Annotated in this window: 11 protein-coding genes; 8 read left to right on the forward strand and 3 right to left on the reverse strand. The window is 62.0% G+C overall.

Annotation, left to right across the window (positions count from 1 at the left end; translation table 11 throughout):
- Positions 1-10: 10 nt before the first annotated feature.
- A complete protein-coding gene (locus HK22_RS05085; RefSeq protein WP_369827204.1) occupies positions 11-1,864 on the reverse strand; it encodes a ribonucleoside-diphosphate reductase subunit alpha in 1,854 nt (617 codons plus the stop codon).
- Positions 1,865-2,325: 461 nt separating this feature from the next.
- Here HK22_RS05085 and HK22_RS05090 point away from each other — a divergent pair, with 461 nt between their 5' ends.
- Positions 2,326-2,757 (forward strand): OsmC family protein, encoded by a 432-nt coding sequence (locus HK22_RS05090; protein ID WP_143412386.1) that lies wholly within the window; start codon positions 2,326-2,328, stop codon positions 2,755-2,757.
- A gap of 19 nt (positions 2,758-2,776) precedes the next feature.
- On the opposite strand, the gene aroC is transcribed toward HK22_RS05090, so the two are convergent.
- A complete protein-coding gene (aroC, locus tag HK22_RS05095) occupies positions 2,777-3,859 on the reverse strand; it encodes a chorismate synthase (protein ID WP_086648549.1) in 1,083 nt (360 codons plus the stop codon).
- 1 nt (position 3,860) lies between these two features.
- A complete protein-coding gene (gene fabI, locus HK22_RS05100; RefSeq protein WP_062030291.1) occupies positions 3,861-4,712 on the reverse strand; it encodes an enoyl-ACP reductase FabI in 852 nt (283 codons plus the stop codon).
- A 146-nt stretch (positions 4,713-4,858) separates the two neighbouring features.
- On the opposite strand from fabI, the gene HK22_RS05105 reads away from it, so the two are divergent.
- The 7 genes from HK22_RS05105 to HK22_RS05135 form a co-directional block, all read left to right on the forward strand.
- A complete protein-coding gene (locus tag HK22_RS05105; protein ID WP_233142413.1) occupies positions 4,859-5,401 on the forward strand; it encodes a hypothetical protein in 543 nt (180 codons plus the stop codon).
- 115 nt (positions 5,402-5,516) lie between these two features.
- Entirely contained in the window at positions 5,517-6,119 is a 603-nt protein-coding gene (gene pdxH / locus HK22_RS05110) for a pyridoxamine 5'-phosphate oxidase (RefSeq protein WP_086648550.1), read from the forward strand.
- A gap of 47 nt (positions 6,120-6,166) precedes the next feature.
- On the forward strand, positions 6,167-7,051 hold the full coding sequence (locus tag HK22_RS05115; protein WP_062030297.1) for a universal stress protein: 885 nt from the start codon (positions 6,167-6,169) through the stop codon (positions 7,049-7,051).
- Positions 7,052-7,098: 47 nt separating this feature from the next.
- Positions 7,099-7,827 carry a polysaccharide lyase family 7 protein gene (locus HK22_RS05120; RefSeq protein WP_086648551.1) on the forward strand — a complete coding sequence of 243 codons (729 nt, stop codon included), beginning with the start codon at positions 7,099-7,101 and terminating at the stop codon, positions 7,825-7,827.
- Positions 7,828-7,891: 64 nt separating this feature from the next.
- The gene (locus HK22_RS05125) at positions 7,892-9,757 is read left to right on the forward strand and encodes a glycosyltransferase N-terminal domain-containing protein (RefSeq protein ID WP_086648552.1); all 1,866 of its coding nucleotides are present in this window, start codon (positions 7,892-7,894) and stop codon (positions 9,755-9,757) included.
- On the forward strand, positions 9,754-10,737 hold the full coding sequence (gene lpxK / locus HK22_RS05130; protein ID WP_086648553.1) for a tetraacyldisaccharide 4'-kinase: 984 nt from the start codon (positions 9,754-9,756) through the stop codon (positions 10,735-10,737). The genes HK22_RS05125 and lpxK overlap by 4 nt, the downstream gene beginning before the upstream one ends.
- Positions 10,734-11,329 (forward strand): lysophospholipid acyltransferase family protein (locus HK22_RS05135; protein ID WP_086648554.1); only part of this gene is annotated, 596 nt, incomplete at its 3' end. The genes lpxK and HK22_RS05135, both read left to right, overlap by 4 nt.

Below are 11,329 nucleotides of genomic sequence, written 5' to 3' on the forward strand. Positions count from 1 at the left end.
CATCCCACCATTACTGGCAGGACAGGCACTCTTCGTAATCGCCGCTGCTCATCTCGCCGCGCGGGGCGGCCTGAGCCGTGGCTTCGTATTTTTCGTCTTCCAGAATGTCGCTCTTCACCGCCAGCGTGGACACCGCATCGGCGCGTTGCACGGACAGGGAGCGGCAGTAGTAAAGGGATTTCAGGCCCTTCTTCCACGCCTGGAAATGAATCTGATGCAGATCGCGCTTGTGAACGTCGGCCGGCAGGAACAGGTTCACTGACTGCGCCTGACAGATGAACGGCGCACGATCGGCGGCATGTTCCACAACCCAGCGCTGGTCGAGCTCGAACGCCGTCTTGAACACGTCCTTCTCGTCCTGCGTCAGAAAGTCGAGGTTCTGCACGGAGCCCTTGTTCAGCGTGATTGCAGACCAGACTTCGTCCGTATCGTAACCGCGCTCTTCCAGAATCGTCTTCAGATGGCGGTTGCGCACCGAGAACGAGCCCGAAAGCGTCTTCTGCAGGAACACGTTTGCGCTGATCGGCTCGATTCCGGGGCTGGCATTACCCGTGATGATGGAAATCGAGGCCGTCGGGGCGATGGCCAGCTTGTGCGAGAAGCGCTCCATGAAGCCGTATTCCTCGGCATCCGGGCACGGACCACGCACTTCCGCCAGATGCTTTGACGCGGCATCGGCCTGCTTGCGGATATATTCGAAAATCTTCCGGTTCCAGACCTTCGCCATCACGGACTCGAACGGAATCATCCGGGCCTGCAGGAAGGAATGGAAGCCCATTACGCCCAAGCCCACAGAACGCTCACGCGCGGCAGCATATTTAGCGCGCGCCATGTCGTCCGGTGCGCGGTCGATGAAGTCCTGCAGCACGTTGTCGAGGAACAGCATGACGTCTTCGATGAACTGCGGATCATCCTTCCACTCGTCCCAGGTCTCGAGATTGAGCGAGGACAGGCAGCACACGGCCGTACGATTCTTGCCATGATGGTCGATACCGGTCGGCAGCGTGATCTCGGCACAGAGATTGGAGGTTTTCACCTCCAGTCCGGCCAGCTTGTGATGCTCCGGACGGGCGCGGTTCACATGGTCGGAATAGATGATGTAGGGCTCGCCCTGCTCCATCCGGGCCGTCAGAATGCGGATCCACAGACCCCGCGCCGACACCTTGCGGATCGTGCTGTGATCCTTCGGCGAGAGCAGCGCCCATTCCTCGTCTGCCTCGACCGCACGCATGAACGCATCCGTCACCAGCACACCGTGATGCAGGTTCAGCGCCTTGCGGTTCGGATCACCACCCGTCGGGCGGCGCATTTCGACGAATTCTTCCACTTCCGGATGCCAGACCGGCAGATACACAGCCGCCGAGCCGCGACGGAGCGAGCCCTGCGAGATCGCCAGCGTCAGGCTGTCCATCACGCGGATGAAGGGAATGACGCCGGACGTCTTGCCATTGCGGCCGATGTTTTCGCCGATGGAGCGCAGATTGCCCCAGTAGGACCCGATGCCACCGCCTTTGGACGCCAGCCACACGTTCTCGTTCCACAGTCCAACGATTCCCGAAAGGCTGTCTTCAGCCTCGTTCAGGAAGCAGGAAATCGGCAGCCCACGTTCGGTTCCGCCATTGGACAGAACGGGCGTCGCGGGCATGAACCAGTGGCGGGAAATATAGTCATAAATCCGCTGCGCATGGCCGGCATCCGCGCCGTAATAGGACGCCACGCGCGCGAAAAGCGACTGATAGTCCTCGCCCGGCAGCAGGTATCGGTTGTTCAGGGTCGCCTTGCCGAAATCCGTCAGCAGGGAATCGCGCGAACGATCCACCCGCACGGCATGATGGCCCGGAAGCTGCACGACATCATCGAACATGTCCCCAAAATCGGCATCGGCCGAAAGGGGCGCTTCCCCAATGGGATGGTCAACAGGCGGACGCACATCATGGGCACGATCGGCCTTGTCGGACACGTCCATCGTCACGTCATGAAGGGTCATTCGTTGTCTCCGCCGGGCATCTATTTCTGGTATCTCGAGCACTCATTTCCATCACTCCGAACCCGATCGCAAGCACGAAGTTCGCTTGCAAAATCGGACGAGCTGTGAATTTGAACTATCCCATATCTAGGGAAGGAATTCGTTAATTCCCCTAGATATAGTGCTGATCGCAGAAAACCGCCCCTAAGCGTTGTTATCCCAAGAGTTTTCCCCCGGGGCATTTTCCCGGTGTGTGATACCGGTCACAGAATTGGGAAATTTCGTGAACATCGCGTCGGGCAACGATCCGGACAACACCGCGTTTGGGGATCCAAGCCCACAAAACGGAAGAGCGCATCATGACCATCAAAAAGACAGCTTCGGCACACTGGACCGGCGGTCTCAAGGACGGCAAAGGCACCATTTCCACCCAGAGCGGCGCTCTGCACGACCAGCCTTATGGCTTCAATACGCGCTTTGAAGACAAGCCCGGCACGAACCCCGAAGAACTGCTTGGCGCGGCTCATGCAGGCTGTTTCACCATGGCGCTGTCCATGATGCTCGAACAGGCCGGTTTCAAAGCCGAATCACTGGAAACGAAAGCGACCGTCTCGCTCGACAAGTCCGGCGAAGGCTTTGCCATCACCCAGTCTCACCTGACGCTGCGCGGCAAGGTCCCTGGAGCCTCCGAGACGCAGTTCCTTGAGATTGCGAACAAGGCCAAGGAAGGTTGTCCGCTATCACAGGTCATTAAGGCCAAGATTACACTGGACGCCACGTTCGAAGGCTGAGGCGCCGGCTGGCGGGGGTCTAGCGACCCCAGCCACACTGGGCGTGATCGCGCAGCAGATGATCGGCCAGCACACAGGCCATCATCGCCTCGGCTACGGGAACGGCCCGGATACCGATGCAGGGATCGTGACGCCCCTTTGTCATCACCTCGACAGACTCGCCATCGCGGGTGATGCTAGGAACGGGTGTAAGGATTGAACTGGTCGGCTTGATCGCAAAGCGCGCCACGATAGGCTGTCCCGTTGAGATACCGCCCAGAATGCCACCGGCATGATTGGACGCAAACTGCGGGCCCGGCGCGATCGGATCGGCGTTCTGCTCGCCACGAAGGGCGGCCACGGCAAAACCATCCCCGATCTCGACACCTTTGACACCGTTGATCCCCATCATGGCGCCGGCCAGATCGGCATCCAGCTTGCCATAGACCGGCGCGCCGAGTCCGGCTGGCAGACCTTCCGCAACGACTTCAACGGTCGCACCGATGGACGAACCATCCTTGCGAACGGAATCGAGCAGCGCCTCCCAAGACGCCACGGAGTCCGCATCCGGGCACCACAGCGGATTGCGCTCAACCTCGTCCCAGTCCCAGCGGGAGGGGTCGATGGTCTGCCCTCCAATGCCCGTCAGGGCGGCACGGATCTTCACGCTCTCGCCCACCAGTGTCTTCAGCAGTACGCGCGCCACGGCTCCTGCGGCAACCCGCATGGCCGTCTCCCGCGCCGAGGAGCGCCCGCCCCCGCGATAGTCGCGGATGCCGTATTTCATGTCATAGGCGATGTCGGCATGACCGGGGCGATAGCGGGTTGCGATATCGCCGTAATCCTTCGACCGCTGATCGGTATTTTCGATCATCAGCGAAATGGGGGTGCCAGTCGTCTGGCCTTCAAACACGCCCGACAGGATCCGGACCTGATCCGCCTCCCGGCGCTGCGTGGTAAAGCGGGACTGCCCCGGACGACGACGATCAAGCCAGGGCTGGATGTCCTCTTCGGACAGCTTCAGGCGGGGTGGGCAGCCATCAATGACGCAGCCGATAGCCGGCCCGTGGCTTTCACCCCAGGTGGTGACGCGAAAGAGCTTCCCGAAGCTGTTGTCCGACATGTCAGTTCCCGGAGCCGACCGCTGCGATATCCGGAGCGTCCGGGTTCTTCATGCCGACCGTGTGGTAGCCGCAATCCACATGATGGATCTCGCCCGTCACGCCGCTGGACAGATCGGAGAGCAGGTACATGCCCGAACCGCCGACATCCTTGAGCGTCACGTTGCGCTCCATCGGAGCGTTGAGCTGGTTCCAGCGCAGGATGTAGCGGAAATCGCTGATCCCGTTGGCGGCCAGCGTCATGATCGGACCGGCGGAGATGCCGTTGACGCGGATATCGTCGCGGCCCAGATCGGCAGCCATGTAGCGCACGGAGGCTTCCAGAGCCGCCTTGGCCACACCCATCACATTATAGTGCGGCATGACGCGCTCGGCGCCGAGATAGGTCATGCTCAGGAAGGACCCGCCCGGATTCATCATGGCAGACGCACGACGTGCGACGGCGACGAAGGAATAACAGGAGATGTCCATGGCCTGCAGGAAGGCATCGCGCGGCGTGTCGATATAGCGGCCGCGGAGATACTGCTTGTCCGCAAAAGCGATGGCGTGGAGCACGAAGTCGATCTTGCCCCAGACCTTCTCGATCTCGTCGAACGTGGTGTTGATGGCGTCGTCATCGCTGACGTCACAGGAGATGACGAGTTCAGACCCGACACTCTCGGCCAGCGGACGAACGCGCTTGCCCAAGGCCTCGCCCTGATAGGTGAAAGCAAGTTCCGCACCCTGTGCCGCACAGGCGCTGGCAATGGCCCAGGCAATGGAGTGCTTGTTGGCAACACCCATGATCACACCGCGCTTGCCCTTCATGAGGGTTCCGGTCACGGGTGCCGGGATATTGTCTTCCGTTTCAGACATGGTGATTTCCTGAATCGCGTTGGCGTATTGAGGGTCGTGGTTGCACAAGCGTCCGTTACAGACAAGACTTTGCGACGATTGCCCGGTTTTTTGCCTTCTGACGGGACATTAAGGCATCACTCCGACACTTAGAGGAATTTCCTCCCATGCGCTCGAAATCCGCTCATACTTCCATCGGCCCGTTCGATTTTTCCGAACGCCATTCCATTCTCATTCACGCCCTGCCCGGCACCATCCTGAACTGCATCCAGCACTACCGTCTGGATGAGGATGCTCTCATCCGCCCAGCCCTTTACCTGCGTGGACTGCCTGCCCGACTGCTGCGAAGCCCATCAGCACCGCCTCTTGAGCTCCAGGACTTCACCCTGCTGTCGGAGACCGATCGCAGTCTGGCCTATGGGCTGAAAGGGGCCTTCTGGCAGACGGATTACGGACTGCATCGTTTTGACACACCTATGGCGTTTCTCGGTGACAGGGATGCGTCTGTTGCAACCCTGATCCTGTCTTTTGTGACAGGGCCGGCCACGGAGGGTCGAATGCGCCTCGTCACGCAGACACATGTCCTGTGTCCCACGCCCCATGTCTGGCGTCGTTTCCTGCCCTACTGGCTCGTGATCCGCCCCGTCAGCGGTCTGCTGCGGCGTCGCATGCTGTCCCAGATCAAGGCGCGATGCGAGCGCGGCGTATAAACTGGCTGGATAGCTGGCCGGATGGCTGGAACGGTCCAGCCGCGTTATGATCCCGGCACTGGCGAGCGGGACGACATCGTTCCTGCCACGCCAATCTTGTTTCAAGGATTCTCCAATGTCCGACCTCCCCCTGATTGATCTGAAGGCTGATCCCTTCGCCCTGTTCGCTGCTTGGATGTCGGATGCGGAAGCCGCCGAACCGAACGACCCCAACGCCATGGCCGTGGCCACATCCACGCCTGACGGGCACCCGTCCGTGCGGATGCTGTTACTCAAGGGCGTGGATGACAGGGGCTTTGTTTTCTATACCAATCTGGACAGCCGCAAGGGCGGCGAACTACGCGCCAACCCGCACGCGGCCCTGCTGTTTCACTGGAAATCCATCCGCCGTCAGGTCCGGATCGAAGGCCCGGTCGAAGCCGTTACGGCCGCCGAAGCCGACGCCTATTTCGCAAGCCGTTCCCGCATGTCGCGCCTCGGCGCCATTGCCTCCGACCAGTCGCGCCCGCTCGACGAACGCAGCACGTTCGAGGAACGCCTGAAGGCCGCAGACGAAAAATACGGAGACGGCCCGATCCCCCGTCCTGAGAACTGGTCGGGTTTCCGCGTTCTGCCCCAGGCCATTGAATTCTGGCAGGACCGTCCCTATCGCCTGCATGATCGTGCCGTGTGGACGCGTGATGGAAACCAATGGAACGTCACACGACTTTATCCGTAAATACATCATAACGACGTCACAAAATTACGGCCGGGGAGCCTTCACCCATGCTTATCGATATCAAGAACATCCTTCTCCCCCTGAACGGCACCTATGAGCTGGACGCCGTCATGTCGGTCGCGCTGGATTTCGCGCGCCGGTTCGACGCTCATCTTTCCGCTGTCGTGGTCGGTTCGGATCCGTCCGAAGTGGCAACGCTGGCCGGTGAAGGCATCTCGGCGGGCATGGTCAATGAAATGATCGATACCGCCATAACCGAAGCGCAGCACCGGGCCATCAAGATCCGCAGGGCTTTCGACGCTTTTGTCCACGAGCATGGCATCCGTCGCATCGAGCCTTCGAAAATCGGCTCCTCGGCCGGAGAAGGCGTCAGCGCAAGCCTCGACGTCCTCAACGGAACGGAGCACGACTCCCTGACATGGCGCTCCCGTCTGGCCGACATGACGCTGGTTCCGAATCTTGCCAAGGACGGCGACCCGCGCGCCTCCGAAACGCTCCATGCCATCCTGTTCGACAGCGGACGTCCTCTGCTGATCGCACCGCCGACCCCGCCGAAGACGGTCGGCAGGCGGATCGCCATCGCCTGGAACGGAACGCCCGAAGCCTCGCTGGCCCTGCGTTGCATCCTGCCCTGGGCCCACAAGGCCGAAGCCGTGCAGGTCCTGACCTGTCAGGACTATCAGCGTCGCGGTCCGGGTGCGGACGAGGTCGTGACCTATCTGCGGATGCACGGTATTTCCGCCACATCCCGCGAGTTCGAAGCCGTGAACCGGGACATCGGTGTGGGCCTGCTTCAGGCTGCCACGGAGTTCAATGCCGACATGCTCGGTATGGGCGCCTACTCCCATTCGCGTCTGCGCCAGATGATTCTGGGCGGCGTTACCCGTCACATTCTGGAGCACGCCCAGATCACGGTTCTCATGAGCCGCTGAACACGCCTGTTACCGCTTTTTGCCTGCTGACCTGAAGGAACCGTCCCATGTCCCTGCCCCGCCTCCTCTGCGCCACCTGCCTGACCCTCACGCTGGCAGGCACCGCGCTGGCTCCCGCATCGGCCATGGACACGCAGGCCCTACCGCAGGCGGGTAGCTTCACCCTTCAGGAACCGCAGGCGCGCCTCAAACTACGCCTCGTTCCCGGCAGCACGCTTGCTGCCGGCTATCGCAGCCCGTTCTATGAGCGCAACCCCGCGACCGGCGCCATGACCCTGCGAACGGATGCGCTTCAGCCGTCCATTCGCGGCCAGACGGCCCCCGCGACTGTTCTGCGCGAAGGGACGGCATGGTATTTCCAGCAGACGCCGGCGGCCATGACCGCCACTCTGCACATCGACACATGGCCCAGTAATCAGCGCGTCATTATCGGCCGGATCCAGAGCGCGCATGGGCCGGTCGTGCAACTGGTCGCGGATGGCAAGCGTTCGCAGGTCATTGCTGTCATTCATAACGGAACCGAAACACATCGCGTCGTTGCTGGAACCATCTATCCCGATCGCAGCATCAGCTACGGCCTCTCTTCCCGTCCCGACGGAACACTGCTTGTCGTCGTGAATGGAACCCGCAATGTGTTTGCCATGCCCGCGGCCGCAACCGCCCCCGCCATGTGGTTCGAAGCCGTCGCGGGACAGACCGGCTGGCACATGCCCTGCCACAGCGATTCAGCACGTGTGACCTTCACGTCTCTTGAAATGAATCATCCGGCAGCCTGATGGCTCTGCCTGTCGAAATGCCCGGTCTTTGCCCCCTGTAACGTCGCGTGCTACCCGACGCGACATGACCCTGTCTCCACGCCTGCTCCGCCTGTGGCTTGGGATCTGCCTGCGCTCCACGCGCTGGCAGGTCAGCGGCTCTCCCCGTGCGGTCGAAACACTGCTCACGCCCGGAAACGGGGTCGTGGTCGCCTTCTGGCACCGGTCCCTGGCGCTCAGCCCGGCGCTCTGGTTCTGGGCCCGCCCATTGCAGCCACGGCTGGCACTCCGCTTTCTGGTCTCCCGCAATCCGGATGGTGTGCTGATCGCAAAGATCGTCCGCTCCTGGGGCATCATTGGCATTCATGGTTCCTCTAGCAAAAAGGGAAAGGACAAGGGCGGAGCAGCGGCTCTTCGAACGGCTCTGAAAGAGATCCGGAACGGATCAATCGTTGGCATCACCCCTGACGGCCCGCGTGGACCAGCCGAACAGGTCCAGCCCGGGGCCATCGTCCTGTCGCGCCTTGCCGGATGTGCTGTAGTGCCCCTCGGCATGGCCTGCACCAGTCTGCGTCTGCCCTCATGGGACGGTCTGGCCTTCCCGCTTCCCTTCGGGCGCGGCGCGCTCATCATGGGTGAGCCGCTGTTCCAGCCCGACGCCCCGACCCTCCAGACCGCTCTGAACACTCTCTCCAGCCGCGCTGAAAGCAGCGTGCGACACCGTCAGTCCAGCGTGAGCGACCGTCTGTGGCGCATGGCCGGAACCCTGCTTGCTCCGGCCCTGACCGTCATGCTTCGAGTCCGGCTGCACAAGGGGCGGGAACTCCCTGACCGCCTGCGCGAGCGTATGGGGCTCGGGAGAGCACAGCGCCCCGCAGGCCGGATTCTCTGGCTCCATGCCGCCAGTGTTGGCGAAACCCTCTGTGCCCTGCCGCTGGCCGAAGCCCTGCTGGACGCCAGACCGGAGCTGACACTTCTTTTCACAACCGCCACAGTCACGGGCAGCGAAATCGTCGCGCGGCACCCGCTCTCCGGACAACGGATTCTCCATCGCTTCATTCCCCATGACGTTCCCCACTGGCTGAGGCGCTTCCTCAACCTCTGGCAGCCCGAGGGCGCCATTTTCGTTGAAAGCGAACTCTGGCCGGGCATCATCGCAGCCTGTTCGGAGCGGGACATTCCCGTCATGCTCGTCAACGGACGTTTGTCGGACCGCTCTTCACGACGCTGGGACCGGCTACACGGCCCCGCACGACGCATGATGTCACGCCTCTCCTGGGTGGCTGCCCGGGGGCCTGAAGATGCAGCCCGTTTCCGTACGCTTGGAGCCTCTCCGGTTTACGAGGACGGCGATCTCAAACAGGATGCGCCCGCGCTTCCCTATGACGAGGCGGAATATGACCGTCTCAAGTCCCTGCTGACAGAACGCCCGATCTTTGTTGCAGCATCCACTCATCCCGGAGAAGAGGAACTCGTCCTTCAGGCCGCAGAAAGCGCCCGGAAATCCCAGCCCGACCTGCTGACCATCCTTGTCCCGCGCCATCCCGCCCGTGGCGCGGAACTGGCAGAACGCTTCAATCTCCCTCGCCGCTCCGCAGGAGAGGACCCGACACAGCAGACCCCTGTCTGGCTGGCCGACACGCTCGGCGAACTTGGCCTGTTCTACAGACTGGCGAACCGCTGTTTTCTGGGCAATTCCCTGACCGGAAAAGGCGGAGGTCACAATCCGTTCGAACCATTGCGTCTGGGGGTTCCAACGGCAACAGGCCCGAAAATGGAGAACTGGCGGGAGGCAATGGCCACGGTTTCTGATACCATCCACACCGTGAACGATGTGGAGTGTCTGACACGATGGCTCGAATCCTCTCTCCCACCCGTCAGGACCAAGGGATTGCAGCGCTCGGTCGTGAGCGTTCTGCGAGACCGCATCCTGAGAACGGTTGAACGATGAGAGGTCGCCCGCCCCGTTTCTGGCTCCATCCCACGCGCAGTCTTGCCGCCCGCCTCCTCAGGCCGTTTTCTTTCATCGCCACGACCCTTACCCGCCGCCGCCTCAGACGGCCCACATTTCATGCTCCTGTTCCGGTCCTGTGCTGCGGCAACATCACCACCGGAGGGACAGGCAAAACCCCGCTCGCCCTCGACCTTGTGCAGCGCCTCAGGGACCGTGGCCATCACCCCCATATCCTGAGCCGGGGTCACGGCGGACGCGAACGCGGCCCCATCGACGTCAACCCCGGACGCAGCACCGCCCGTGAAGTGGGCGACGAACCCCTCCTCCTCGCACAGTCCGCGCCGACCTGGATTGGCGCAAACCGGGCCGAGACCGCCCGTCTTGCCATTGGTCAGGGGGCGGACTGCCTTGTCATGGATGACGGTTTGCAGAACGCAACGCTGCATAAGAACGTCTCCATTCTGGTCGTGGACGGCATCACGGGCTTCGGCAACGGATGCGTTCTTCCCGCAGGTCCGCTCCGCGAACCTCTTTCAGACGCTCTGTCCCGCGCCCAGGCCATCGTTGTCATCGGAGACGACAGGCACAACCTGCTCCCGACTTTCCCCCGCCATCTTCTGACCGCGCAGGCCAGACTGGTGCCGGGCCCCGAAATCCGCACCCTTCAGGGACGGCGGATCGTGGCTTTCGCTGGGATCGGACGCCCGGAAAAATTTTTCGACATGCTGCGGGACGCTGGCGTCACGCCCATCCGCTCACTCCCGTTCCCCGATCATCATGTCTATACGACCCGCGATTTTCAGCGCCTTGAAGCCCTCAGCCGGGAATCGGGCACCACACTGGTCACAACTGCCAAGGATGCCGTGAAACTGCCCTTCCCATTCCGCACGCGGGTTAAAATCATCGGGGTTGAGCTGCTCTGGACCGATCCGAAAGCCCCCGAACGCCTTCTCGATCTACTGTTCAGCACCCCATGACGTCTTTTTTGTACCGTGCGGAAACCCTGCTGGTCCGCAGCCTTCTGGCGCTCATCCGCGCCCTTCCCGCAGCTGCGGCCTCGAACCTTGGAGGCATTGTCGCCCGCACGATCGGGCCACCGCTGCCCGTCTCGAAAATAGCGGACCGGAACCTGCAACTTGCCATGCCCGAACTCGACGCCCCGGCCCGGCGACGTATCGTGCGGGACTGCTGGGAAAATCTGGGCCGGACGGTTGGCGAATTCCCCCATATCGCCCGCCTGCCCCACAACACGCCCTCCGGTGCGGGATGGAGCGTTGAAGGCGCGGAGCATCTTGAAAGCGCGAAGGCATCGGGGCGGCCGGTCATTTTCTTTTCAGGGCATATCGGCAACTGGGAACTCATGCCGCCGGTTGTCGCCCGATACGGCATGCCGTTCGCATCTTTCTACCGGGCTGCCAGCAACCCCGGCGTCGACAGTCTGATCCATAGCCTGCGTCAGCAGGCCATGGGGCAGGACGTACCGATGTTTCCCAAAGGGGCCAAAGGCGCACGTTCGGCCCTGAAATACCTGTCCAGAGGCGGGCATCTGGGGGTTCTGGGCGACCAGAA

It is taken from the genome of Gluconobacter sp. DsW_056 (assembly GCF_002153595.1).
Lineage (GTDB): Bacteria > Pseudomonadota > Alphaproteobacteria > Acetobacterales > Acetobacteraceae > Gluconobacter > Gluconobacter albidus.